A 26,803-nucleotide genomic window follows, 5' to 3' on the forward strand; every position below is an offset into this window, starting at 1 on the left:
CGAGATCGCAATGGCACAAGTTTCAATTGGGCAAGTGGAGAATTTGGAAGACCTCGTGCGCGAGCTGCAGTCAGTGCGCGAGGCGCTAGAGGCCGCATGCCGCGAACAAATTGCTGTTGCGGAGCAGAAATGCGCAGAGGCTCGTGAAGAAGCGCAGAACAGCGCAAGCATGTTGGAAAGCTCCATCCAGCAGGAGCAAGCTGCAACGCAAAATGTTGACGGCGCTGAGCAAGCGCTCGATGGCAGTCAGAGCTCGCTTTCTTCCGCCGAGTCTGCGCTATCTGCTTGCCTTTCTCAGCCGCACGATGACGATGGACGTTGCCCGGACTGCTCCGGCGAGGACTCTGCCGTCGCCGAAGCAGAAGCCGCTGTTGAGCAGGCTCAGAGCATGCTGGAGCAAGCAAGAGCAGAGCTTGATGTGGCGACAGAAGATCGCATATCCATGGAGCAGCGCGTGGATCTTGCGAAGCAGGCGCAGGCGATGGCAGAGCATACCCTGGAGCAGACCCTACAAGCATGCAATGCGCACTTGGCAACTGTCGATCAGGCGATTGAAGCTGGCACTGCACGCTTGATATCCGCGCAAGGAGCACTGGATGCTTATCTCGCGACAAACCCGTCCGCTGCGCAATTCCATGCTTGGTTGAAATGGGATCCAGCCAAAGATGGCCGTCCCGTGACGCCAGATATATTGCGAGACCGCATGAACCTATCGTCAGAGCAGAGACGATTGCTTCAGGAATATCTTTACGACCGTGATCCAGCGTATCGCAAGCAGGTCGATAAATTTCGGAACCAATGGGTAGCCGCCAAGGGTGATGCAGAGCGAAACATCGTCGCACGTAAGGCACGGATACACCTGAGTGGTGAATTCGGGGAACAGATAGTTCGGCACGCACTTGCGCCACTTGGCGGCCGGATCGAGACGCAAGGGCGAACCTTTGTGGGCGACAACGGACGCTACACAAAAACAGATTTGATAGTCACCGACTTGCGGGTTCCGGTCATTCTGGGGCGTGGTGAGGGCATGGGGGCTCCGGTGGGCGGCTCGATGGCATTCGAAGTGAAATGCGGCAAGGCGGAATACCTCTATTCCCAGAAAGATCACATGATTTTTCAGGCTGAAGGGCACAAGCAAGCAGATGCGCAATGCACTCTTTGCTCGCGAGATATCCACGATTTGCCAGAAGAAAAACAGAAAGAACTGCGCGACGCCTTGCGCGAAGCTGGCTCACCAATGGTGGGAATGTTGCCAAGGAAAAATGAAATAGATCAGTCCTGTCTTGATTTCATCCGCCAAAACGAGGAGGAGCAACCATGAAAATACGTTTCGCAATTATTAGCCATGACCTTCTCGCACAAGTCCGGGCTGAAGTTGATGTCCTCCTGCATGCAGTAAATGTCGGAGATATGGATGGCGTGGATGCGTCCACCGCACGCCTCTTGGAGCTGACAGTTGATTGCAGATCGATTGAGTTGTCCGAGGAAGAGTGGCGCGCATTTCTAAGCGAAATCAGGGCCAAGAACCCTGAGTTCGAATCGAGCTACTTGTTGCCTGGGACTATTTGCGCGCCCCTGTTTCCAAACCTCTCGGTAGCTGACGACTATGTTCTCGAACTTCCAATCGATGGTGATATGGAAGAGGAGGAAGCTAATGTTTGATGAGGCCTTTGGAATGGCTGCGATGTGCGCTGGAAAATTTCGCGAGGGAGTGCGTGATACGTTCGGCGCGTCCATTGTTGCTGATGTACTTGATCCGATTCTCAAGGAAGTCGATTCACTCCGCATTTTCAATGCGGCTTACCAGCAGCAATCGCTCGCCATTGATCGAACTTTGAATGACGTTCGCGAGCTCCAGTTCAAAGACAGTGGGTGGAATCAATGAGTGAAAGCGCGAAGGATTTTCAGAGCGTAATTTTCAAGCTACACAAGGCAATTGCGGACTATCAAGAAGGTTGTGCGCGCATCGACCGCGAATTCAATGCCACTAAAAAAACATTGAACGAAGACCAGGAGCGCAATCGGAGCATAAGGAAGTCGAATTGGCAGGCAGGCTTTGTCAGAGAGTGGGAAAGTAATGCAACTGCTATAGCGAACGCAAGTGCACAGCTTAGACAACATCAGCCTGCCTTCGTGGATTTTTGTGTAGACAAGCCATTGATGGCATCGGAAATTCCAGCAGGTCTTGTGCTTGGCTCGGAGCAAGTCTCTTTTGAGAAGCTCTCTTGTCAATCCCCAAAAGTCATCTCTTTCCCCTTCTCCAGCGCTCTTGTTTTTCCGCAAGGCGATGCGGAGAAGAAAAGACTCGCGCATTGTCTCTTGTTGCGGTTGCTGTCGGCTTTGCCTGCAGGTCAAGTAGAGTTGACACTGATTGACCCCCTACAGCAGGGTCAATCGGTCGAGCCGTTCCTACCATTGCTGAAGGTTGAGCAATTGGTGCCGCAAGGTCATGTTCTTACTCGTGCGGACGAAATCGAAGCAGCGCTCGGACAACTGACGGACGAAATTGAGGAGCTGATCCAGCTGCGGTTCAATGAGAAGGCATCCAACTGGTTGAAATACAACGCAGTTCAACCCGATGCCCCGTTGCCTTACAAGGTAGTACTGCTCTTTGATGTGCCAGAGCAGATATCGGAAAAATCTCTTTGGCTCCTTGGACGCATCTGCGAAAACGGTCCACGCTGCGGCGTGCTGCCCATCATTGCAATTGATGAGCAGCGCATGGAAGACCGGCGATATGAAAAGCTCAACGCCACGCTGAAAAACTCAACCACGCAACTGAATGATCTCTTGCAACGCGCTGGGGCTGGTGGGCTGTCATTCACATATCAACCGGAGCAATGGCCGCGACAAGATGTGCTGGATGGCTTTATCGCAAGGCTCGCTGAAGATTGTGCTGCTAGGACGCGCTTCAAGAAAACGATGGCTGATCTCTGGACGAGCTTCGGTAAGGAAGAGACGACTCTTGGTGGCTTTGATATTCCCATCGGCTGGACGAGCGCCGGCGACCTCGCGACCCTGAGACTGGGCGCGACGGACTCCGAGCATCATGTGCTGCTTGCAGGGAAGACGGGCTCGGGAAAATCCAATCTGCTTCATGTTTTGATTCACACGCTGTGCGAGAAATATCCGAGCGAAGAGCTTGATCTTTATCTACTGGATTACAAGGAATCGACTGAGTTCAATGTTTACGCAACTCCGCCAATTCCACAAGCCCGTCTTGTCGCGACGGAAAGTGATCCTGAATATGGTGTCACTGTACTACGGCATCTTGTGGGTGAACTGGAAATTCGCGCACGCATATTCAAGTCGAAAAATGTTAACGACTTCGGCGAATACCGAAAATCAACCGGAATACGGTTACCCCGCGTTCTGTTAATCATAGACGAGTTCCAGGTTCTGTTTTCAGAAAGTCGCCAGGTAGCAGAAGCTGCTGAGCAGCTGCTCTCGAAGCTTTTGAAACAGGGGCGCTCGTTTGGCATTCACATCCTCTTGGCTACTCAGACTTTGAAAGGCATCAACGCGCAGTCAATCGGAAGCATCATCACCCAGTTGGGATGCCGTATTGCACTGGCTTGTGGGCAGGAAGATTCCGCAATGATCCTCGGGGGCGGGAACTGGGCGGCTGCGGAGCTGCGCAGCCCACCTGAAGGCATTATCAACAATGCTAACGGTGCCAAATCCGGCAATGTGAAGTTCATGATTCCATTCGCCGGAGAAAGTGAGCATCGACGTGATTTGCTGACGAATTTGATAGAGCGTACATCTCCTTCTGGGGGGGCTCCCAAAACAAAGGTTTTCAGCGGAGCATTCCTTCCTGAGATGCCGTCTCCCTTTGACTATCAGACAGTTTGTGCGCATGAAGAAACTCTTCTTTTGGGCGAAAACCTCGCATTCGATTCAAAACCGTTGACCGTGCCACTTACTCGTCGATCCGCGTTCAATGTTCTATTCAGCGGCTACAACGATCAGATTCACGACGGACTCCTGTCCGCTATGCTTTTCAGTCTGGCTTTCGTCGATGGCTTTGATGAAATCGTGTATTTCAACGCGCGCGGAGTCCCCCCTGGGGGAGGATTCTCAGCCGCAGTGCAAATGCTCGGTGTGCGCCTCAAGATGTTCGACGATATAGCCGAACTACCACTTCAAGCGATATCAGACGATATTGGGAATCGCCGCGTCGCGTTGATTGTCGATGGCCTGGATTCCGAGAAAGCGCTCCAGCCAGCCCCAGCGTTTAGATCGCCCAAGCCGGGCGAACCACCAACCCCGTCTGACTTGCTAAAGCGCCTCGCCGAGGACGGCCCAAGAAAGGGGACGTTTGTATTTGCCTTTGTCGACCGTTGGCAGCGCTGTGCCAGTACCTGCAAAGACCTTTTCTCATTTTTCGAATTGCGCGTGGCGTATTGCATGAACGAAGACGATGCCGGATCGCTTGTGAGTGGCGGTATTGGTAAGTTCAAAGGCATTGAAAAACCGAACAGAGCTGTATTTGTAAACAAAATGACGAATGACATCACATGGTTCCGCCCATATGTTCAGGAAAGCACTCGATGAAGCGATTTCTGCTCACGTGGTATGGAATCACCGATTTTCGCGCGTCTCTTGGGTTTGAGAATACCGATGGCCCTATTGCGAGTGCCATTGCGGGTGCGTCCTATTCTGATATCGTCATCTTGGGCTACACCCGGATGGATAATGATGCCAGCGAATTGATCGAGGTGCAGAAGGCATTCGCACTCGAATTGGCGTCAATACGAAACATGGGACAAGAGAAGGATTGGAAGGCCACTAATCAGTTTGTCTCCAGGTTTGCCAATACGGCTGTCGCCCATGAACATTTTTCGACTTGGCTGGAAAAGAAGGCCGCCGCCTTGGGCTGCGACGCAAGCATCCGTTTAAAAAGCGAAAAGCTTTGCCAACTAAACGACACCGAAGGTATTTACGCAGGCGCGATGCGGGCGCTGAATGAGGTGGAACAGGAGTCAGGTGAAAAGCTTGTCACGCTCTATCTCAGCCCAGGAACTCCGGTTATGGCCTTTGTCTGGGCGCTCGCGGCGCTGAGCTATCCTGAACTCAAAAAAAGACTCATAGCGTCGTCCATCATTGGCAAAGCACCTGAAATCATAGCGTTGCCTGCCGAGTGGCTTGAGCGACACAGCGTAAAACAGGCTGCGATTCGAGACATCTCCAACGGGTTCGATGTGACATTTCATCTTTTTGGTGAGCAACGGATGCCTGCCTTGTTAAGCATCCGGCAATTTGAGTCGGCGCATCACATCTTTGTTAACTCAAAAGACTTCCCTGCTACATGTATGCGAGCCTTTATTGGCTCCCGGGACCTACACGAACTTACCGTTGACCCTTGGGATGATCGTGCTGTTCACGAAAGAATCACCGAGCTGGCAAAGCAATTTCCAGAAAAAACACGAGTTGGAATCAATTTAACCGGCGGCACAAAATTAATGTTTGCAGGCGCACTCTCTGCTGCGCGCGAACTGGGTGCCATTCCGTTTTATTTTGATAGCAAGAATCGTTGCGTTACTTTCATTGATAGTGTTCGGCGCGAAAAAATCAGGCAGATTGATTCAATTGAAACATTCTTGCGCCTTAATAGCGACGGCTTGATGATCGCCGGCAGTTCCCTTATGAATGATATGTCGCCGAATCGCCAACTTCTAACTGAGACTCTTTGGCTATATCGTGAAAAGGTGCGTAGGTTCTATAGAGAACTGACCGATTATAACAATGGATTCAGACCATTCGAAATTTGTCGTGATGGCTTCAAATTCAAGCTGGATGACATGGAGACAGTATCCGTCCAAGGCTACGGATTGGATATGGTATTTGAGAAATGGCCTGATTTCGCTAAATACCTATCTGGCGGCTGGTTCGAGGAGTTTGTTTATTTGCAATGCAAGCCCTACGAAGACGCTGGCGTCATTCAAGACTTGCGTATCAATGTCAAGCTGAACTTGAGTTTAGAAGAGTCGAAAGGCTATTCGAGCTTCGGCGTTGAATACAGCGAGTTGGATATCACATTCACCGATGGCTATTCACTTTATATCGTGGAATGCAAGGCAGGCAATGTAACGCAAGAGCAGATTATGAAGCTGCAAAATCTTGTGCGCTTCTACGGGGGAATTGAAGGTCGCGGCATCATTGCCTGCTGTGTTCCGCCAAATACTGAGTCGGCCAAGAAAAAAATAAAGGATGCCAGGCTGACGCTTTGGAGTGGTGCATCACTTTCTGAGCAGATAAAGGCAATGATGAACAGCATCACTGAGCGGGCTGAAGCGAGTGAGGCAACGCCATGATGCTCCATTTGGTTTGCGACATCTCCGGCAGCATGAGTGAAGGAGGTAAGCCCTTCATCCTGCGAACCTTGGCCACGACCGTGGCGCAATGGGTGCGGCAGGGCTATGGACAGGCGGAAATCCACCTTTGTGCTTGGAGCAGTGAGGCACGCAACATCTCGAACTGGAGCGTCAAGGAGGATCTCCCGGTGGAAATGCTGGTTTGCCAAGGGGGTACCAATGGCGAGGCGCTGGTTCAACTGTTGGGTAGCGAGCCGGATGGAAAAGTTCTGATTCTCACGGATGGATTCTGGACAAGAGACGACGTGAAGACTCTGAGCCGCTGGCAGGAAGGCCTACCGCCGGATACGCTGCGCGTCATCCAAATCGGCGCGGATGCCAACCCGCATCTTTCCAAGGGGCTCAAAGGCGCAAAGGTGTTTGCCGCAGAAGAAGTGCTCGCCGTACTCGATAACTGGCTGCAGGCGGATGAGGAATGGGCATGACGCTTTGGAAAAGTTTTGGGGCAAGCGTTCGCGGCCCGAGCCATATCGCCGAAGGTTTGCCAAATCAGGATGCATGGGCGAAGTTTCACCATGTTTGGGGTGATGGCATCGTCGTGTCCGACGGGGTTGGCTCCAAGCCCTTCTCCAGCTTCGGCAGCCATGCTGCCTGTCTCGCCGTCGAGTTCGCAGCCCGGGCTTGTTGCACCAGTGGTGAAATCGAACACAACGCGCTGTTTAGCAACATCCAAGCTAACTGGCTGAGGCTTGTCGCTCCGCTGGAGCCTCGCGATTGCGCGGCCACCTGTCTTTTCGCACTACGCCTGGATGGCGTAATCCACCTAGGGATGCTTGGCGACGGACTTGCCGCTATTGCCAAGTCCGATGGATCAGTCGTTTCGCTGTCGGAAAACAAGACACAAGGCTTCTCCAATATCACCATTGCGCTGTCCTCCAAGGTCTCCGCCAAAGACTGGCAGTATTTGTCGCTGCCGGGGGAGCAGTGCATCGCAGTATTGCTCTGCACTGATGGGGTGGCTGACGATTTGGATAACGCTGACGGGTTTGTGAGCAGTTTCGCCGAAACGCATCGAACCCTCGCGCCGGTAAGTGCCAACCGGCGCATCCACGAGATGCTCGAAAACTGGCCCACGCCCAAGCACAGCGACGATAAAACCCTCGCCTGCCTGTGCAGTGAGGAGGTTGCAGATGAGTAACGCCGAACACCAGGCTCTGAAGCCACTTGTGGATGAATACGACAATGTTCATCAGATGGCCGATGAGCTTGCGCGCGGTGGACAAGGCGTGGTCTATCGCACCAAGGATGCGGATTTGGCCGTCAAGCAGCCGCTGGACGCAGCCGGCCAGCCGGACAAAAACGCCAATCTGCGCGAGCGCTTCCAGCACGTCCGCCTGTTGCCCATACCACGGCGCATCCCCGTTTCCCTGCCACTTGCCATCCTGCGCGACGAGCCGGGCTATGTGATGCGTCTGTTGAGCGGCATGAAGCCCTTCGCCAGTTTCGATTTGGACGGCAGAAGCAAAAAGAAGCTGGAAGATCAAAGCCAAGCCTTGCCCCAATGGCTGACGAAGATTCCTGACAAGGACCTGGCGCTGCGACTGCAGCATTACGCACAAACTGGCTCCACCCGCCGCCGTTCGCTCGCGCTTGCCAAGTGCGCTGCCATCCTCGCCCGCCTGCACAGCGCTGGACTGGTCTATGGCGACATTTCCACCAACAACGCTTTCATTGGCGAAGACGACACCACCGATGTCTGGCTCATAGATGCCGACAATATGCGCCTGGAGTTACCCAGCGGCGGCGTGTCCGTCTATACGCCGGGCTACGGTGCACCGGAGGTAGTGCAGGGCCGTGACCAATCCCGCCCGCGAACCGACTGCTGGGCTTTCGCTGTGATGACATTCAAGCTACTGGCGCTTTGCCACCCTTTCATTGGCAAGAAAGTACTGGAGCCCGAAGATGAAGAAGACGGCTGGGATGCCGACCCTGCGCCCAATGGCACTGTCACCGATCTGAACGAACAGGCATTCGCTGGTTTCTTGCCTTTCGTGGATGACGAAGATGACGATTCCAACGAAGGAGTTGGAGGCCTGCCCCGTGTATTAGTCGCAACAGAAGGATTACGCCGCCTGTTTCAGGAAACTTTCGGTGCAGGACGTGCACTGCCGCACCGCCGCCCGACAATGGCGTTCTGGATATTGGAGCTTGCGAGGGCGGCGGATCAGTCGCTGGATTGCCTCGAATGTGGCATGAGCCATTTCGCCGATGAATACGCGCAATGCCCGTATTGTGGCGCGGCGCGCCCGGCTTTCATTCGCGTCAAAACGCCACGTTGGGAAATCCTGATTCCTGGTGGTGCCACGGAGTTCAGATTGCCGCAGCGGCTTTTTCACCCGTTTTCATTCGAGTATTTCGATAACACAGCATACGAAGCCATGCTGAACTTCGCGGCCAAAACCGCAGTCCCCGTGCGGGGCACGCTGCCTTTCCCGGACAACCTCACCTTTGAGTTCGTGGAGGCCTGCAAATGAAGTTTCAGGACATTCCTGTCAACATCATAACTGTCCGCATCAAGCGGTCTGACAATGTCGAAGCCCTGCAAGAGCAGCCAGTATTCTCGGTAGAGGCCAGCCTATCCCGCGCAGATGAATTTGAAATCCGCCTGAGAGACGCGGTTGTTTTCGTTCGCCCCGTCGCGGCTGTTGACATCCGCCGCCTCAACGCTGAACTTGCCAGTGGGCGTTCCCTGCTTGCACAACTTGAAAACCCTGCCGCCGATGGCAGCATCGAGCTGAAGATCGGTTTTTTCACCGGCGTCTGCATGGAAATGGGCGATGTTGAAATCGGTGTGGATGAGTATGTGCAAGAAAAGATGCGGACGAAGGGCGAGGCACTTTACAAGAGGCTGGGCGAACTTTGCTGCTTCCAACAGGGAAACGACGCATTTTTCTTCCTGACTGCTGGCCCGGCGATTGATGAAGAACTGAAACCTGTCGGCGAGGACACGCCACGCGATGCAGCTGCGGAGCCGACCCGAATAAACGCTTTCTGTGTTACTGGCGAAGGTATCCGCTTCATTGCCACCGAAAAAGCAATGCCAGGCGGCCAAACCATCTACATCGCCACACGCATAACCAGGACCAAAAAAGAACCCGACCGCGCCCTGCGCCTCGCCAAAGGCCGGCTGCGTTTTGCCGATTGGACACAAGCAGGGCAAGTGCAAACTCTTGCCAAAGCGCAAATGCGCGCTCTTACCCAAGACGACAACAGCTACCTGAAAAAGTGGGATGAATTTGGTGACATGGAGGGCGAATTGCTGCTCAAGCAAGCGCGCGAAGTGGGGGCTTTACAATTCACAGAGATGGCTCAGGAGCGGGATGGAACCGTCACGGTTCGCATTTCACAGGCACTTGACTCTGCATTGAAAGCGCTGGGGAACGGTGCCGTACCTGAAGTCGAGTTGGTGGATGAACTGCCGGATTATTTGAAAGTTGAACGCTTGAGCTTCAAGGATTTTGCAAGTGGAATTGAGCAAGCGGAGAAGATCAAGCAGGGCGACGGAAATCGCGAGCAACGTGAAGGAAAGACCTACCTTGATGTCGTCGGGTTTGACCAGGAAACCCGTGTGCTTACGCTCAAAATCGAGGCTCTGCCCAAGGAATCCGGCACGCTCATCCTGTCGCTGGCCGGTGAAACCACCCAGATCAAACGGCGTATGGCGGCCCGTCAAGCCATTCTGGAAGGCCGTTCCGCCAATCCACAGCTTGGGCTATTGATTGAGGAACAGGGGCAAATCACACAAGTCCGCCCGCCGCAAAAAGTCCAGTCACTCACCGCATTCGTTCGCAACAAGGTCTTTCGCAATCCGCCAACCGTCATGCAGGAAAGGGCTATTGAGGTTGCGCTGAATACGCCAGATCTCGCGCTTATTCAGGGGCCGCCGGGAACGGGAAAAACCACCGTCATCGCCGCCATTCTGGAGCGGCTGAACGAGATGGCCGACAAGCGCGGCGCGAACATCAAAGGCCAAGTGCTGCTGACCGGCTTTCAGCACGATGCGGTGGAAAACATGATCGAGCGGCTCTCGCTCAACAGCCTGCCCGTGCCGAAATTCGGCAAACGGTCTGGCGCGACGGAAGACGATCTCAGCACCTTCGAGCGCAATCTTGAAGCCTGGTGCAGCTCGCTTGCCACCGAACTGCGCGAGCGCAATCCCCAGATTGCGGAAGCTGAGCAGGAGCGGGAAATAAAAAACCTGTGCCTGCAATATGTCCAAGCCCCGTCACGCGCGCTCGCCGCCAACCTTGCTGGGAAAATCACAGCGCTCGGCAGTGTAATTCTTGGCGAAGACGGCGCTCGGCGGTCGGCGAATTTGGCGAAAAAGCTCGCGCACGAGGAAAACCTCAACGATGGCTCCACCCAATGGCTTGATGCAGCGCGCCGTCTGCGTGTTCGCCATGAAAGCTTTTCTGACGACGGGCCAGAAAGGGCGATGGACGCACTGGATGACCTGCGTGATGTGCTTGAAGAAGACGAACGCAAACTGCTGGACAAAGCCAGTCTGTGGCGCAATGAAGATGGCCCAGCGCCATTTTTGGACAACCTGGTCGCGTTGAAAAAGAGGCTCTTCGCCCGGTTCACCGCTCCACCGATTTTTCGCGTGGAAAAGCAGAACGACGCAGTGCTTGCATTGGCAGAATTCGCCATACAACGCATCAAAAACGCCGAGTATTCGGCTAAGGATAAAAAATCTGCTGCGCTGGCCGAGTTTCTGGCCGAACTGGAAGGCAACCCCTATGGCATTGTAGATGCCCTGTCCGAATACAGTTTTGCCTTTGCCGCCACCAGCCAACAGAGCGTCAATCGTGATATGCAAAAGCGCAAAGGGCTTGTCGGGCGCGACGTCAATGAAAACCAGAAAGGCATGGAATACGAATATGTCATCGTGGATGAAGCCGCTCGCGTTTCACCCCGCGACCTGATGGTTCCGATGGCGCAAGGCAAGCGCATCATTCTGGTGGGCGACCATCGGCAGTTGCCGCATATCATTGATGAGGAGGTAGCACGCCAAATGGAGGCTGGCGAGGCAGCATCGGCCGACGAACCGGTACAGAATGAAACTGACTGGCTCAAGAGATCCATGTTCCAGTATCTGTTCGCCACCCGCTTGAAAACGCTGGAAGACGGCGACGGTATCTCCCGCCGTGTCACGCTCGACAAGCAGTATCGGATGCACCCACTGCTCGGCAGCTTTATCAGCCGCAATTTTTATGAACGCTTCGATCCGACGGAACAATTCGGCTCTGGACGGCCTGAAAGCGATTTCGCCCACAACCTGCCCGGCATAAACGGTAAACCTGCTGTGTGGCTGGACGTGCCAGCGGCGAAAGGCAGACACCAGCGCAGCGGAACCAGTTGGACGCGCCCGGCAGAGGCCACCGTTATTGCCCGCCAATTGCAGGCGTGGATGAGTTCAGATGCAGGCAAAGACCTCTCGTTCGGCGTGATTTCGTTCTACAAGGCGCAGGCCGAACTCATCAAGAGACAACTCGGCAGCATCGCGGACGACGAGAGAAAACTCCGCGTCGGCACGGTGGACTCATTCCAGGGCATGGAGTTCGATGTCGTCTTCCTCTCAATGGTGCGAACCTTGCCGCATAACTGGAAATCCAAGAGCGATGACCGTGAAAAGCAGGCCACAGGGTTGTTCGGACACCTTTGCCTTTACAACCGCCTGAATGTCTCGATGAGTCGTCAGAAGAAGCTACTGGTGGTCGTTGGCGATACGGGTTTGCTGCAAAGTGAACTCGCGGCGGACTTTGTGCCGGGACTGGTGGATTTCCTTCGACTATGCCGCGAGCAAGGAGTGGTGCTGCCATGCTGAAGCTCCTTGATTACGGTAAACCTGCCCCCTTCGGAGGGATCATCGGCAGGCCTCGCCACCTCGCGTGGCCGGTGAACGTATACCGCGTGACCTTGCCCAGAGTTCTTGACGATGGCGATGGCTTGAACGCATTTGAACGCGTCATCCTGAAACTGCTTGAAACTGTCGGCTTGATGAACGCCGATGCGCTGGCGGATGAAACCCGCATTCCAGTCGATTTGGTCAAGAGCGTTCTGCTCCGTTTGCAAGACAAGGACTTGATTGACGACCACCATGCCATCATTGAGCGGGAGCGCGAAGAAGAATGTGCCCCGGCATTCGTTACCGCGCTTTTGTTCCGCGAACTCGCCACTGGAAAAATTCTGCCCTTCCTGCATTGGCTGGACGACACAAACCCCATGCGGAAAAAGGAAAGCGAGGACAAAGACTTCCGGATAATCCGCTGGGATGGTGTCCAAAGAAAAGCGATACCCGCGCCGCGTGATGTAATCAGAACTTTGCGCGCAATGAAAAAGCGCTCGTCTGCGTTCGGCAAGGACACCAAGATGCCCGTAGTCCAGCAGATCACGATAGTCGCCGAGCCCGACCTGCTTCACCTTGACTGCCCTATCGCCATCCAGAAAAGCGATGGCGAATTCCGCATCGCCGACCCATTCGGCAACGGTTTTTCCTTGATTCTCGAAAAATCGTTCGAACAGTTGCTTGAGCAGGAGGAAAGCCTGACCACGTGGCTGCATGGTTGGAAGCAGTCATTGAGCACTCCTCGTCCAGAAAAGCAGGATGCCACGGTCAAAGAGCCGTTCGACAACGACGCCAACTGGCAAAGTTACCCGAAGCTCGTCGCTAATTTGCGCCCCTTGCGGAATAGCCCGTTCCGCTCCATCGCCCAAATCCATGCCGCCATCGAATGGGCACTGTTTTATGCCAGTTGCCGCCGGCCGGTTGATTCCGTCATTAAAAGGCTGAAATTCACTGCGCAAGACCAGCACGCCGCCCTGCTTGAGCAGGCCGCGAAAACCGTCGGTCTTGAGCCGCCGCCGAACGGCTTCAGACCGATTCGGGAAGGTAAGCTGCGGGAATTTGAGGACGGTGGTGCGTTCCAAGAGACGGTTCTCGCGATCGCTCTGCTTCAAGCGCAAGACGATGCGTTGCATCCCTTGCGCCGTGTTGTGGTCGCGTATTCAGACCTCATTAACCGCCTTCTTGCCATCAACGCCAAACGTAACGAGAAGGGCCACGGCAAGGGCGGCGCGGACGCCCCGCAGCAGGCACTAACTGACGATTCGTTCATGCGCGAAGTCGTTCATGCGCTTGTGCCAGACATCATGTTTACCGACACGCCTCCTACCGCGCCAAACAAGGACGAGCAGGGTGATGCACTGCTGGATGCCCGTACCAGCATTCAAGAGGAGTTCGGCCACCAGCTGTTCAACCGCCTGGGCGCAAACCTGCAAGACCGGCTGGTTCACGCGGAGCGTTTTTTCCAGTCTTGTCATGACGGGGATGACTCTTTGGCCTATGTTCGCGATCTTTATGCCGCAATCCAGTCATCATTTGCGAGAGCTTTGGCAGGCAGGCTGCCGCCTGATACCTGTGAAGGGCAGATCAAAGACATGGCTGAAAGTAAAGCTGCTGAGGCTGGTTTCTGCGAGGGCTTACCTGAGAGCCTGCGCACCGTCAAAACGTCGGCTGTTCGTCAGACACTGCAAGGCGGCAGCCAAACACTCGGAGCTTGCGTTCTTGCATGGCTGCTGGTGAGCGATGCTGATGAACTTGCCGCAATTCATGACACGCAGCCGTCCTTGATCGGCGATATGGCAAACCTTATCGCTCGGCGTGGGCATGGCAACGAGCCGCTGCCATTGCCCAAAGAGAACATCGCACAGCTTCGCAAAGCTGCTTTCACAACTATCAGAACACTTATGGAATCTTGAAAATGAACAGCCCCGTCCAACCCGACACCGAAGCCCAGCGGCTTGCCGATTTGAACGCGCGTGAGAGCTGGATAAACACCAAGGAAAGCGAAATCGCCAGCCGTGAAACCGCCGTGGCTACACGTGAAAGGGATGCGACTGCAGAGCGTCAAGTCATCGAGCAAGACAAGGCCAAGCTGGCGCAGCGCGAGCAGGCCGTCACGCAGGCTGAGCAAAAGTGTGATGCAGGTTTTGCCGATGAACGAGCCGCGCTGAATGATGAGCTGCGTGAAAAGCGCGCCCAGGGAGAAAGAGCAATTGCCGAGATGCGAGAGAAAAACCTTTCAGCGTTGGAGGTTGAAATTTCCGAGCTGAAAGCAAAGCGACTGGGTGCGGTTGCCCATGCCGAAAACGCCGAACGGGAGCGCATTCGGACAGAAATCGCCCAAGAGCGCGATGCTTGGACAAAACAACAGGGTGACGCTCGAAAGCAGTTGAATGCAGAGCGCACGGAATTTGAGAAACAAAAAGGCGCACTCTCCGCCTTGCAAAGCGAAGTCGAAGGAAGACAGGCAGAGCTTGAGACTTCAGAGCGGACACTCGAACGCAAAGAACAACGGCTGGAACAGCAGAACCAGAGGCGCAGCGAGCAACTGGACGATGAGGTTGAGAGGCGTGTTGAGGATCGCCGAAAATCGCTAGAGGCTGCTCTGGAATCTGCCAAAGAGGAAAACATTCGACTGCGCGAGGCGTTTAAAACTCAAGACGAACTTCTCGGCGCGTTCGAACAGTTAAAGTTGCAACTTGGTGGCAAAGACCCTGCTGAAATTCTGCGTGCGCTAAACAGCCAGGCCGACGAACTCAAACGCCTACGAGAGGAGCTTGCTACCCGACCTACTGAGGAAATGCGCGAGCGGTATCAAGCCCTTGAATCCGAAGCCAAAAATCAGAAAACACGGGCGGACCAGTTAGAACGGAAACTTTCCACCAATGAGGCTGCGGTCGCTGAAATTGGCGAGCTGCGCCGTCAAGGCTCGGAGCTCAACGCCGAAAACAAATCTCTGGCGCAAAGGGCATCCATCTTCGAGGGAGCAGCCAACGAAGCGCAAGCCGAACTCAAGCGTTTGCGTGCAGCTTATGAGCGCCCCGCTGAAGTTACCGCTCGCTACAAAGAAATTGAGATGCCGCACATCAGTGTGGATAAGGTCAAGCAGCCGGTGCAGCATGAGATCGATGAGCTAACTTGGCTCACTGGGATTGGTAATGCTTGCGATACATACGGACTACATTTCAATCCACGTATTTTGAAAGCTTTTCATACAGCTCTCAAAACAGCGGAATGGTCGCCGCTCACTGTCCTGGCAGGGGTTTCCGGAACCGGAAAATCCGAACTGCCGCGCCTCTACTCGCACTTTGGCGGAATTTATTTCGAGCCGCTGTCTGTCCAGCCTAATTGGGATTCGCAGGAATCCATGCTGGGCTTTTTCAATTCCATAGACAATAAATTCGATGCACAGCCGGTGCTGCGTTTTCTCGCGCAAAGTCAGATATCAGGCCGCGAACAATATGAACAGCGCATTAGACGTTGGCAGAGTATGTCGCCAGATCAGCAAATAGCACTTGACCCTGAGAAGGACAAAGAGCTGATTGAAGCGTTGAAACAAGCAGATTATCCAGGATTGCAGGACGCAGTGTGTCTTGTTCTGCTTGATGAGATGAATCTGGCACACCCTGAGCTTTATTTTGCAGAGTTTTTGAGCAAGCTAGAACTGCGGCGTGGCAGAAAGGGTGATGATGTTCCGTTCATACCGGTGAAAATTGGCGCCGGCATGGAACCCTATAAGCTTCCCCTCGGTCGTAATGTACTCTGGACAGGGACGATGAACCAGGACGAAACCACCAAGTCCCTTTCGGACAAGGTGCTTGACCGTTCCATCATCATCAACTTTCCGCGCCCGACGGAACTCAAACGCCGCCTGAAGCTTGCTCCACTTGATGACAAAAATCGAGGCCCGGCGCTACACAAAACGTCGTGGCAGAGTTGGCTAGCACAGGGCAGCAACTTCTCCGACGATCAAGTCAGCCCGTTCAAAAAATTCATTGAAGCAATCAATGCCTCTTTAGCGGTTACAGGCCGTGCCCTCGGTCACCGCGTTTGGCAATCCATTGAATACTACATGGCCAATTACCCGGATGTCCGTGCTGCACGCGATAAAGATGCGCTTGCCAGAGCTATGCATGTCGCCTTCGAGGATCAACTCGTGCAGAAGGTCATGCCCAAATTGCGGGGTATTGATACACGCGGCAAGAGCAAGACAGAGTGCCTGGACAGGATTCGTGGACAACTCGTTACAGGAATCGGCAGTAACTCATTCAATCTGACAGAGGATTTCGACCTTGCCTGTGATCTTGGCTATGGTCAGTTTATTTGGCAATCGGCAAATTACCTAAACGTCGGTGACACGGAAACCAATGATAGATCCACGGCCAGTCGAGACTCGGACAATGCTGAATTGCCACACTCCCTTTTTATGAAAGATGAACCAGATTCAGACAAGCGTCATAAAATGTGGAACTTAAAGACACCAGAGCAACGAGATGAGCTGCGCGTGAAACTTGAAGAAAATGCCAGAGCAGGAAGGATTCACGCCAAGCAATGAGTATTACTCTGGAAAAAATCTATACCGACTTCCGTGCCAAAGAAAAACTTGCCAAAAAACTGCTTGAGCAAATGAATTGGTTTGGTTCAATCACGGATTTCGATCCTAAGACCGGCGCGGCTCTGCCGAAATCCTTGTCAGGGTTCCTCGCCAAAGTCGCACAGCCAGAAGCGAGTGAGATAACCCGTGACCGCCTTTGGCGCATAACGGAACACTGCCGCGCTTCTGTCGAGCGATTATTTCATTCTCTCAACGAAAGTCCTCGCCGCGAACACGCTCTACTGCCTGTTCATGCTGTGCGTGAACTGGATGCCAACAGTTTTATTAAGCTGAGTAATCGTCCGGGTCGTACCATTCGGGAAAAACTGGCAGGTAACCCCTACATACAGGCTGTGCGTCGTTTTCAATCCGTCGACCTGCCGGAAAATCGCTTGCTGAAAGCCTTTGCCATTCGCCTTGCGGAAATGCTTGATTTACGCGGTGATTGTCTCGGTCAAGAGGATGAGCTTCTATCAAAAATCTACTTATGGTTGCGTTCTGATGAGGCGCAAGCCATCGGCAATTGGGAAAATCTGCCACCTAACAACACGCTACTAGCACACCGAGATTACCGTCACGTGTGGGATGCATGGCGCTGGCTGCAAACCCTCGATGAGGACATCACCAGCGACCTTTCTCAACTGGATGTCCGCGAGAAAACCATGCGCCTTTGGCAGCAATGCGCGCAAATGTGGCTTGATGGAAAGCATCTTTTTGCTGAGATACCGTTACTATTCGATTATGAAAAGTTTGAGATTCTTCCGTGGACTTCCAAGCCACCTTTGTTCAAGGAAGTGAAGTACAAGATGCCCCGGCATTTGCGACAAAGCGCGAGTGCCGAACCAATTTGTGTTGATATCACAGCCCTGCATCCCCGCTATGCCAGTGGTGACGGAAAAGGAGCGCAGTCGCTGGCGGCCCCCTTTCTTTGGCAGAGGTGGCAGCGCGAAAATGAAACCGTTGACATCGAACTCTTTGGTTCCGATGCCGTTTGGCTGAATCCCGATGCGACCACCATTTCTGCGCCAGATCTGTTTTTCGCCAAAGACAACGCCACTGAGCTTTTTGACCCCGCCGCCCGCGCGTTCACTACTCGGCTACGCGAAGAGTTCAAGAACGATACACTCATCTGGCTTGCGCCTGACTTTCTCAACGATTTCGAGCTTGAAGTCATCCGTCGCAACCTCAACGCGCGTTTCCCGAATGCCGAGCCGTTGCCGCGAAGTGTGGCGGCCGTGTTCGCTCAAGCTGACCCGACCAAAATCACGGGCGAGGGTTACGCCATCATCGTCGTTGATTCCATTGGCGGCAAGACGACCGCCACCAAGCTCATCGCCAAGCGCGACAAAGACCTGGCGAAACGTCTTCCCATCACCAAAGGCTTTTATTGGGAGCGTTGCCCGCCGGTTGTTATCCCTGGCGAGGAAGCAGAAAGGCTAGGTGGCAGCGGCTACGACATCATCACGCTGGATGCCAACGGGCGGTGGCACGATGCGATCCGCCCGGAAAACCCCCCATTCATTGAGGCAGCACACCTGAAGCGTATTCCAAACATCGGGAATTTCGCGTTCTGCATCAATTTGATGGAAAGCCCCGTTATGGGCGGAATCCATCTACATGCTTTACAACAACAGGTGGCTGATATTCCACTTTGGCGCGACCAGATTCCTGAGCTTTCAGTCAAAGTGATGAAGGATGGACATCAGCAACGATTCCACCTGGTTTTGCGCGGAACGACAGTCAAACCCATTCGGGGTAAACCCGTCACCATCCCGGTTGATGAATTCTTCACACTGCCCGCTGGCAGGCCGCATTACTCGTTTCCGCTCTATGTCGGCGATAAGGGTGACGACTTCGGTTTCTCTGCTCGTCTCGATTCACCCGCCTTCCCATTGGAAAACAAGGTTGACTGCGAGTTGAACCTGACCTTTGAATACGGCGCGGATGATCCCTATAAACTCGTCTTCACACCGCGCGACAAATCTTTCCCACCCATCCGCGCTACCTGGCGACGCACGGAAGAAATCACTGATGCCCCTGCGCCGGAATATCCGCAGCCAATGACTTGGGCGGAGTTGCAGCGGTTTCCGAAGCAAGACAGTAATAAAACCTCTGATCTGTTGGACTGGGTGGAAAGGGCAATTGAACAGCTTGACCGTGATTTTTACATCCGCCCCAAACAGAGGACGACTGGCACGGTAAACAGAAAGTGGCTGACCGACAAAATAGGCGGGCAGTTTACCTTTGCTACATGTAAATCCACCGATGAGTCTGTATTCATTCATCAGAACAGTTTTGTTCATGAACTGAGCTACGCCGACTTCACTGAGGGGGCAGAAATTTCATTCGAGCCTCAGGAGCGCGATGGGAAATTCTCTGGCTGGAAAGTGGCAGGGCCGAGATACAAAGATGAAGTGCGTCTGAAAAACTTTGACGAAGAATCAGCAAAAAATCTGGTTGCCAGTATACGCAAGAGACTTTACTTTCCTGTCATTCAGGTTTGGCGCGATGGGCGCTCGACTGGAGACCGTGAATGTCCGAAAGGGTTTGCCGACGCAATGAAGGCCAGAGGAGAACACCTCGTTGCCCTGCTGAACGAGAGTGGCATTCCTGAGCAAGTAAAGAATGAAATTCGATTTCTAATGGCCTGTATGCACAAGGATGCGCCTGAAAATTGCGTTCAGTGGATAACCGGGCAGGTTGAGGGTCAGAAAATTCGTGACCTGCGAGCCGTCGGCTTCGCGCTTGGTGATGTTTCGCAGCAATGGCAGAAAGATTTGCTATCCCAGCTCGTTGCGAATCCGTCAAATGACGCGCTCAGTATTTTGGCCTATGCCATCTGGCGAGAGCAGCAGTTTGTCGAGAAATTCAGCCTCGCCAACTTGCAGTCCATTCTGAATGCTCTGAACATTATGCTCAACATCAAGCAATATCCGCCCCGGAAAGACGAGTGGACTGCTCGCAACTGGATTCGCGCCACGACAGAACCGCTTGAACTTCTGCTCGGCCTGCTTCGCACCCGTGCATCATCCACCCCCGAAATCAAGATTCTCCTTCAGCCGCATCAAAAAATCACTAAGGAATTGGCCAAGAAAATCGAGCGAGTGACAGAAATTGTCACACTGTCCAACATCAAGCTCTTCTCCCGTGTGAAAATCAACATCCAGAAACCCTCAGGCGACCGCACCCCCGATCTGCTCTACGCGCTGCGCCTGTACCTCACTGGTGACGATGGTGCGAACGCTATTCACATATCTAGTGTTTCTGATGGAAATACTGATGAGACCATTTAATTTTGATAGATGATTTTCATATCTTGATCTTCATAGGCCGGGAAATTTCATTGAAAATAGATATGGGTTATTTGGAGGCGTAAATTCGAAAACCATTTCTGGTTTGATAAGTAAATAGCCATGTAGCTTCCTCGATTTTCTGGCGCCTGTGACTTCGCAAGTCCAGATGTTCAGGCCACTTGGTTGCTTGCGATGCAATTGCAGTCGCTCGAAGCGCTTCTGCACCCACTGCCAATCCTGCAGGTTCTCCTGTTTGGCCAGTTTGCCTACCTGCGGGTGTTCCTGCGCATAGCGCTGGAACACGCCAGGGCTGACCAGGTAGGCGGTGTCGCTCACGGTATGCACCAGCGCTTTCGCATCGTTGATGATGAGCCGCCGCGTGGCGATGCCATGTTTCAGCCACGCCATGAAGTGCTCGCCGGATGGCTGTGTCGTCGAGGACGTGAAGGCCGGTGACGAAGGCGCAGCGGCGGCCAAGGGCGGCTGGGTCGCATCGGGGAGAGTTGCGGGTACTTCGTCCGGGACGGTTTCCACATCCTGATCTGTGGTTGGCGAGTTTCCCGTTCCCACCATCGCCAGCATGTCCGCTATGACGTCGGGGCTGGCCTGGGCCTTGGGTGGAGGGGCTGAGGTGATGCCACTACCCTCCGCTGGCGGAGCGTTTGGATTCTCCAAAGCGGACGTCGCGCCGTTCGCAGAAAGGGTGGCTCCTGCTTCGACATCTTCAACTGCGGTGGGCGTGTCGATCGTCAACGTCCCGGTGAACGGTGCCGGTCGCTCACCAGATTCCCAGATCAGCGCGGGTGCCAGCCGTAGCAACGTAAACGAGTGGCTCCAGCCGGTGGAACTGGTCACGGTCGCACGCCAGATCGCTTTGCCGTCCGGCGTGGGCTGCAACATGCCGTGGTCCTGCAGCACGTTGAACACGGCGGTGTTGTTCGCAGGGATGCCGTCGATACCCTGGGATAGCAAGTGCGCCCGCAGCTTGTCCGAGACCGTTTTGCTGACCAGCCACAAGCCATCTTCGGTGAGCCAGCCATCGGAGGCTTCCGGCTGGTTCAGCTTCAACTGTTCCTTGAGTAGGTAGCGCAAGCCATCGAGCAGCTTGCGTTGCAGCGCGTGCTTGGGTGCGGCCATGGCACGTGTGGGGTCGCCACCCAGTTCCTGGGCCACGGAAGCCCGGTCGGCCTGCACCACCAGTTCGCCCAGCACCCCTGCATGCTCGTACTGCCCGGCCAGGACATAAAGCAGCGGCGCCCACAGTGATGGGTAGCTGCTGAGCCAGTCCAGGACTTCTCGGTCAAGCAGTTGCCGGTAGAGCAAGCCTGTCGCGGCGCTGTGCAGGCGGTACTCGCGATTGTTACGGTAGCGGAAGCGATATGGCTGGCGCAGCGGGCCGTGCCATGGGTGCCAGGTGCTGCCGTCGGCCAGTTCGATGTGCAGATCAACGGCGATTTTGCCGATGTCGTGCAACAGGGCCGCATAGGCAACGGCGGCGGTCCAGGCTTCGGCCTGCGCAGCCTGGTCTTCCGGGCTGGCGCCGATGGGCAGCAGATGAGACTGGCGCAGCTTCAGGCTGTAGGCAACGATTTCCAGACCGTGGTCGAGCATGCCGCCTGGGTAGGCATGGTGATGCGCTTCGGAGGCAGGGAAAGCCTGGACCAGTTCGGCATAACGTTCCAGCGGCGCACGGTACAGCGCGGCGAACTGCTTGCGCGAGAGCGAGGTACGCTGCCAGATGTGTTCCAGCAGCTTCTGCCGGCGCGGTGTCGCCAGCAGCGATGCGGCCGATTCCGGCCAGATCAGCCCTTTCGGGAGGTCGGTGGTGGGTGCTGGCGATGGAGCGGCAGCGACCGGAGGCCGTTTCCGCTGGAACAGAGAGAGCATGTGGGTGTCCTGGTGGCTGGCCAAGCGGGAGGCCTTTTCGCCTTTTTGGGTAGGGCCTTTCCCCTTGCACCCCATTCCCTTGCCCCCTTGACCTTTTGGCCTTTAGAAGCCTTTGGATATAGAGCGGTGAGCATGGGTCGTCCATCGTCAATGCGGGTATGGCGGGGCCGGATTGATGCGGGAAGGCTGGCTGTTCCCGCTCTACGATGCGATCCATTGTTGGATGCTGGAGAGCCGCGGTGAGACCACAGATTGACGAAGTAAGGATGTTTCCTTACAATGCAGGCATTGCGATCAGGAGAGCCGCCATGCCTGCCATTCACGAAGTTGCCACGCTGACCTCCAAAGGTCAGATCACGCTGCCCAAATCCATCCGGCAGGCGCTGGGTGCCGATACCGGCAGCAAGCTCGCGTTCGAGCTTCGTGGCAGTGAAGTCATCGTGACCCGCGCCGATGCCGAGCACGAGGACCCTGCCATTGCCGCGTTCCTGACCCTGCTGGCCCACGACATTGAAGCGGGCCGGAATGTGCGCGGCCTGCCCGAGGATTTGGCTCGCACCATGCTGGAGCACGCGGGCCACAAGGTGGAGCTGGGCGATGATTTCGATGAGGACGTGGAAATCTGATGCGACAGCATGGCTGGACACTGCTGTTCCACGACAACCTGATCGAGCAGATGATGAAGCTGCGTGCGGCTGTGCTGCGCGCCCAGGAGAACGACCCGGAAGGGTTTGGATCGAACGCCAACGTCAAGTTTTTCCGGGCCTTGGTTCAGTTGATGCAGGATGTGGTGCCGAGTGATCCAGCACGCGACGAGTACCGTCAAGGCAATACCATGGGGCCGGTCTATCGCCACTGGCGGCGAGCCAAGCTCGGAAGGCGATACAGGCTGTTCTTCCGCTACGACTCGAAGGCCAAGATCATCGTGTACGCCTGGGTCAACGATGAGCAGACCCTGCGGTCTTCGGGGAGCAAATCAGACCCCTATGCCGTGTTCGAGAAGATGCTCGGGCGCGGGAACCCGCCGGACGACTGGAGCGCATTGGTAGAGTCAAGCAAACAGGATTGGAGCAAAATGGAATAGGCATTCCTCATGTAGCAGGAGACGACCATGACTACGACAACCCGCATCAGCACTGCAGAACGCATCGGCCGCGCCTTTGGCCGTGGATGGCGCGCTTATGCGCGGGGCGAGCGGCGCACATCGAGCTGGTTGGTATCCAAGGGAGTGCCGGTGGCCGGCACCACCGTGCTGCTGTGGGCGGTCAAGCTGGCTGTGCTGGGGCTGCTGCTATACGTTGCGTTCTGGTTCGCCCTCGTGTTGCTGGGCGTTGTGGCGGCAGGATGGGCTGCTGCTGCCAATACCTCGGATGACGACGAGTGGTCTTTCACCGATCTCACCGAATTGCGCAAGACGCCGGGCTACGATCCGAATCTGTACAACGACACGTCCCACGAGCTATACACCGACGACTGACCGGCCTTGCGCTACTTCAGCTTACCTCCGGTAAGCGCCCCTGCACCCTTACCGCCCGCTTGGCCAGCGCTCTTGCTGCCGTCTGAAAGCCCCTGGATGGCGTGCCCGGCTCGAATTCCAACCCAGGTAAGACTCGCGAGCCAGAATCCCGGCAGTACAAGGAACATCGTCCCCATGACGAAGTTCAACAGCAGATCCCCAAAGGCGTTGTTCATCCCCACGAGTGGATCGAAGTTGGCGTGTGGCCGGTTCCAGCCGAACCCCCAGCCATAAAGCGCATCCAGGATCGTCGAATCGATCCAGCGTGCGAGCTGGAACCAGAAATCGACGAAGAACAGCGCGAACTGCACGACGCTCACAGTAACGACGGTCTTCAGGTCGTAGGTGCCCACAACCAGCACCAGCGGGATGCAGATGACCAGCGCCATCTTGAGCAAGGCGAGCACCATGGGTAACGCCTGGCGCACCACGTCCATGGCCGGAAACGCGGCAATCGCGCCGACGGCCATCCCGACGTCGCCGGTGGCCCGCGTCACGATGTTCGGCAGGGTCTTGTCGATCTGGCCGCCGTAGTCGGTATAGACGCTGCCCTGGTTCAGTTTCTGCTGCCTCGGCGAGGCGATCGTGCGGATCACCGAGTCGTCCACCTCGGCTCGGCTCAGAAAGCCGGCCCAGCCCGCCAAGCGATTCAGCAGGCTTGCGTCTACCTGCCCCAGCAGGCGTGCGCGCAGGCCATTGCTGCCATCGGCCCACCACTGCCTGCAGGACGGATAACCGCCACCGCTGGCCACTTGCGCAAGCCCCGCGTCGCGGGTGCTGTCGTAGGGCCAGTCATCGCGTGGTGTGCTGGAGCGGTAGCTGTCGTAGTAGCCGCCGGTGTCCGTGAAAAACCTCGACCCGATCCAGGTCACGTCGTGCATCTGCGCCTCATCGAGGTTTGGGCGCTGCATGAACAGCTTGGCGCGCGCCGGTCCGTAGCAGTCTCGCGAGAAATCCGCCACTTCCTGAGCCAGCACCGGGTCGTCGATGCGCGTCGCGTCGATCTCCATCCTCATTTGCCGCAGGTCTGTGCCGCATGGGATCGCTGCCACCGAGGCCCCTGTGACGGCGCGCGAGAGCGCGTGCATGAAGGCCCACCAGACCGGCACCTTCGCCGATTGGTTGTTGAGCGTGCTGAAAGACTGCGACCAGCCGGTCGCCGAGGGTTGCGGCACGCTGACCTGGCACTGCGCCGAGCGCGCGCTGTCGTACCGGATGGTGTTGAGATCCACGTCGATAAAGGGGATGCCGGCGAACATCACCACCACGATGGCGACGAACACCCGGTTCTCGATGCGCGCAGCCGAGAGCACGCCCTTGTTGCCTTCGTCGGCACCCTCCGCACGGGCCTTCAGCCATTCCTGCACGATGATGGCAATGAAAGGCAGCGCGAAGACACCGCTTGCCACCAGCACCGCCCAGATGCCGTTATGGACAATCCACGACACCAGCGTCAGGTAGTACTCCAGGTAGTCGGTCGTAAAAAGCGTCATGACCCCGATCTCCCCTCAAGCGGCCTGCATCAACAGGCTGGCTTCCAGCGCCACAATGGCGGCGACGCCAGCGATCTCGCTGCGCAACAGTCGCCGCCGCGCCTGCCTATCCGCCCCGCGTTGGGCCTCACGCGCCAGCAGCCGGCGACGCATCCAGACCCAGCCGTAGGCGGTTGCGCCGTACAGGCACAGCCGCCACACTAGGAAGTAGCCCGCCGTGGCCGTCAGCCACAGTTCCCAGTTGGCAACGCTGCCGACGAGGTAAATGCCGACGACGTTGGCACCCACCGCAGCGGCGACGAGCACCACTGCCCACAGCAACGCCTTCGCCGCGCGCCGGCTGAGCAGCCAGCGTGGGCGCAGCCAACTGGCGCGCGGCAGGTTCATGGGTTGCCTCCCGGATTGCCCTTCTGGAGCCGGTCGAGGCGGTCGGGAATGGGATCGCCTTCGTAGATGCCACGCGAGCCAGCCGCGCGCGTGCCGTGGCGCTGGATGATGGCCATGGGCGAGTTATTCGCCAGCTCGCGGCGCAGCTCCAGTTCGGTCTTGAGGTTGCGAATCTCCTGGTCGAGCGTGTCGCTTTCGTGGTTCACGGCCTCGATCGCCAACTGGTTCGCCGCGACGTTGGGCTCCTTCTTGCCGGTCAGCAGGGTACGCTGGAGCAGCAGTGCCTTCTCCAGCACCGACGCCAGCGCAACCTCCGAGGCCAGGCGCCGCGCCAGCAAGTCTTGGTCAGGCTCGTCGCGCAGCGCCTCGATGACGCTGCGCGTGATGGGCAGCGAGGTGCTGCCGGCCGCGCGCAGGTTCTCGAAGGTGGTATTGCGCGTTCCCGAGACCAGTTCCTGCAAGGCCTCCAGCTTGGCCTCGTACTCCTCCTGGATCAGCGGCGTCAGCCCGACGCCGGGCACCGTTTCGGTCTTGGTGCAGGCATCGCAGGTGCGCTGCACCTGTTCCCCAAGAACCCGCGTGGCCCATTCGGTCGCCTGCTGCGGCGAAGTCCAGGTCTGGCAGGACAGGCTCACGCAACTGGCGGAAGCGATGGACGACGTGTCGGTCACGCCGCGGCCGTTGACCAGGTTGTAGCCCGCACGGGTGACGTCGCCGACCACGCGGATGGCCGACTGACCTGCACCGCCCGCGTTGTTGCCGCCTACCCAGGGCACGCCGTTGTTGCCACGGCGCGTCTCGGCCTGCTCAATCGCCGACACGGCATCGGTGCTCGACACCGCATCGCGCAGTGCCATGCCTTCGGCCATCTGGCTCCAGCCAAGCTGTCCGCCTGCCGTGTCGGCCATCTTCTCGGCCATGGCGCGGCAGGTCAGCTTGGAGCGGTCGAAATCCAGCCGTGCCTGCAGCACGCCGTTGGTCAGCAGGTTGTACAGGCCCGGATCGGCGCGCTGGATGATCAGCGCAGGCAGCGATGCCACCGCGCTGGTGGCGCTCTGGATCACGTTGCTCATGATCTGCTGAAAGCCGTTGGTGACGCCGTTGAGCTGGTTGCGCAGCGTGGTCTGGATGCTCATGTCGCCGCAGATCAGATTGCTGTTCCAGCCCACGCCGACGCCGATCGAGCGCATGCCGGCCGCACGCCCCATGGATACTGCGCTGCCGCCGCCAATCGAATACATCACCTCGTCGCCGATCACGGAGCCGCCGGTTTGAAAGCCGGTCTGCGCCCACGCCAGGCCGCCGCCAAGAACGAGCGCGCCAGACAGCACCCCAGTCAATACCGTGGGACGCAGCAGGCGGCACGCCTTGGTGGAGAGGTTTGTCAGTTCAGGACGCTTCATCGCCGTAC

General features: G+C 56.1%; 19 protein-coding genes. 15 read left to right on the forward strand and 4 right to left on the reverse strand.

Annotated elements, in window-relative coordinates; translation table 11 throughout:
- Positions 1–10 precede the first annotated feature (10 nt).
- From NPS58_RS09400 to NPS58_RS09455, 12 genes are read left to right on the forward strand one after another with little or no spacing between them, the layout of a single operon-like run.
- A complete protein-coding gene (locus NPS58_RS09400; protein WP_042921195.1) occupies positions 11–1,321 on the forward strand; it encodes a hypothetical protein in 1,311 nt (436 codons plus the stop codon).
- Positions 1,318–1,662, forward strand: coding sequence for a hypothetical protein (locus NPS58_RS09405; protein WP_012251128.1), 345 nt, complete (start codon positions 1,318–1,320; stop codon positions 1,660–1,662). The genes NPS58_RS09400 and NPS58_RS09405 overlap by 4 nt, the downstream gene beginning before the upstream one ends.
- Entirely contained in the window at positions 1,655–1,885 is a 231-nt protein-coding gene (locus NPS58_RS09410) for a hypothetical protein (RefSeq protein ID WP_041863147.1), read from the forward strand. The genes NPS58_RS09405 and NPS58_RS09410 overlap by 8 nt, the downstream gene beginning before the upstream one ends.
- Positions 1,882–4,557 carry an FtsK/SpoIIIE domain-containing protein gene (locus NPS58_RS09415; RefSeq protein ID WP_042921200.1) on the forward strand — a complete coding sequence of 892 codons (2,676 nt, stop codon included), beginning with the start codon at positions 1,882–1,884 and terminating at the stop codon, positions 4,555–4,557. Before NPS58_RS09410 ends, NPS58_RS09415 begins: the two co-directional genes overlap by 4 nt.
- Positions 4,554–6,317: a Card1-like endonuclease domain-containing protein gene (locus NPS58_RS09420; RefSeq protein WP_042921203.1), complete on the forward strand. Its 1,764-nt coding sequence runs from the start codon at positions 4,554–4,556 to the stop codon at positions 6,315–6,317. The genes NPS58_RS09415 and NPS58_RS09420 overlap by 4 nt, the downstream gene beginning before the upstream one ends.
- Positions 6,314–6,802: a hypothetical protein gene (locus NPS58_RS09425; RefSeq protein WP_042921206.1), complete on the forward strand. Its 489-nt coding sequence runs from the start codon at positions 6,314–6,316 to the stop codon at positions 6,800–6,802. Before NPS58_RS09420 ends, NPS58_RS09425 begins: the two co-directional genes overlap by 4 nt.
- Positions 6,799–7,515, forward strand: coding sequence for a PP2C family serine/threonine-protein phosphatase (locus NPS58_RS09430; RefSeq protein WP_023124773.1), 717 nt, complete (start codon positions 6,799–6,801; stop codon positions 7,513–7,515). The genes NPS58_RS09425 and NPS58_RS09430 overlap by 4 nt, the downstream gene beginning before the upstream one ends.
- Complete coding sequence (locus tag NPS58_RS09435; protein ID WP_042921210.1) at positions 7,508–8,851, forward strand: protein kinase domain-containing protein; 1,344 nt, start codon at positions 7,508–7,510, stop codon at positions 8,849–8,851. The genes NPS58_RS09430 and NPS58_RS09435 overlap by 8 nt, the downstream gene beginning before the upstream one ends.
- Positions 8,848–12,204, forward strand: coding sequence for a DEAD/DEAH box helicase (locus tag NPS58_RS09440; RefSeq protein WP_042921212.1), 3,357 nt, complete (start codon positions 8,848–8,850; stop codon positions 12,202–12,204). Before NPS58_RS09435 ends, NPS58_RS09440 begins: the two co-directional genes overlap by 4 nt.
- Positions 12,198–14,138, forward strand: coding sequence for a hypothetical protein (locus NPS58_RS09445; RefSeq protein ID WP_255849432.1), 1,941 nt, complete (start codon positions 12,198–12,200; stop codon positions 14,136–14,138). Before NPS58_RS09440 ends, NPS58_RS09445 begins: the two co-directional genes overlap by 7 nt.
- Before the next feature lie 2 nt (positions 14,139–14,140).
- Positions 14,141–16,777 (forward strand): chromosome partitioning protein ParA, encoded by a 2,637-nt coding sequence (locus NPS58_RS09450; RefSeq protein ID WP_042921216.1) that lies wholly within the window; start codon positions 14,141–14,143, stop codon positions 16,775–16,777.
- Positions 16,774–20,109 carry a DNA-binding protein gene (locus tag NPS58_RS09455; RefSeq protein ID WP_274115153.1) on the forward strand — a complete coding sequence of 1,112 codons (3,336 nt, stop codon included), beginning with the start codon at positions 16,774–16,776 and terminating at the stop codon, positions 20,107–20,109. The genes NPS58_RS09450 and NPS58_RS09455 overlap by 4 nt, the downstream gene beginning before the upstream one ends.
- Before the next feature lie 30 nt (positions 20,110–20,139).
- Here the strand turns inward: NPS58_RS09455 and mobH are convergent, their stop codons facing one another.
- Complete coding sequence (gene mobH / locus NPS58_RS09460) at positions 20,140–21,996, reverse strand: MobH family relaxase (protein ID WP_255849464.1); 1,857 nt, start codon at positions 21,994–21,996, stop codon at positions 20,140–20,142.
- Between the two features lie 308 nt (positions 21,997–22,304).
- On the opposite strand from mobH, the gene NPS58_RS09465 reads away from it, so the two are divergent.
- The 3 genes from NPS58_RS09465 to NPS58_RS09475 are packed head-to-tail and all read left to right on the forward strand — an operon-like array spanning position 22,305 to position 23,473.
- Positions 22,305–22,622, forward strand: coding sequence for a type II toxin-antitoxin system PrlF family antitoxin (locus NPS58_RS09465; protein WP_102886008.1), 318 nt, complete (start codon positions 22,305–22,307; stop codon positions 22,620–22,622).
- On the forward strand, positions 22,622–23,080 hold the full coding sequence (locus NPS58_RS09470) for a type II toxin-antitoxin system YhaV family toxin (protein WP_255849433.1): 459 nt from the start codon (positions 22,622–22,624) through the stop codon (positions 23,078–23,080). The genes NPS58_RS09465 and NPS58_RS09470 overlap by 1 nt, the downstream gene beginning before the upstream one ends.
- Positions 23,081–23,107: 27 nt before the next feature.
- Positions 23,108–23,473, forward strand: a complete 366-nt coding sequence (locus NPS58_RS09475; protein WP_102886006.1) for a DUF3742 family protein — start codon at positions 23,108–23,110, stop codon at positions 23,471–23,473.
- Between the two features lie 11 nt (positions 23,474–23,484).
- Here NPS58_RS09475 and NPS58_RS09480 read toward each other — a convergent pair whose 3' ends face one another.
- The 3 genes from NPS58_RS09480 to NPS58_RS09490 are packed head-to-tail and all read right to left on the reverse strand — an operon-like array spanning position 23,485 to position 26,795.
- Positions 23,485–25,005, reverse strand: coding sequence for a conjugal transfer protein TraG N-terminal domain-containing protein (locus NPS58_RS09480; protein WP_102886005.1), 1,521 nt, complete (start codon positions 25,003–25,005; stop codon positions 23,485–23,487).
- A gap of 15 nt (positions 25,006–25,020) precedes the next feature.
- A complete protein-coding gene (locus NPS58_RS09485; RefSeq protein WP_102886004.1) occupies positions 25,021–25,392 on the reverse strand; it encodes a hypothetical protein in 372 nt (123 codons plus the stop codon).
- Positions 25,389–26,795 (reverse strand): integrating conjugative element protein, encoded by a 1,407-nt coding sequence (locus tag NPS58_RS09490; protein WP_102886003.1) that lies wholly within the window; start codon positions 26,793–26,795, stop codon positions 25,389–25,391. The genes NPS58_RS09485 and NPS58_RS09490 overlap by 4 nt, the downstream gene beginning before the upstream one ends.
- Between the last annotated feature and the right edge of the window lie 8 nt (positions 26,796–26,803).

Origin of the sequence: Pseudomonas putida, from assembly GCF_028682455.1 — a bacterium.
Classification (GTDB): Bacteria; Pseudomonadota; Gammaproteobacteria; order Pseudomonadales; family Pseudomonadaceae; genus Aquipseudomonas; species Aquipseudomonas putida_AA.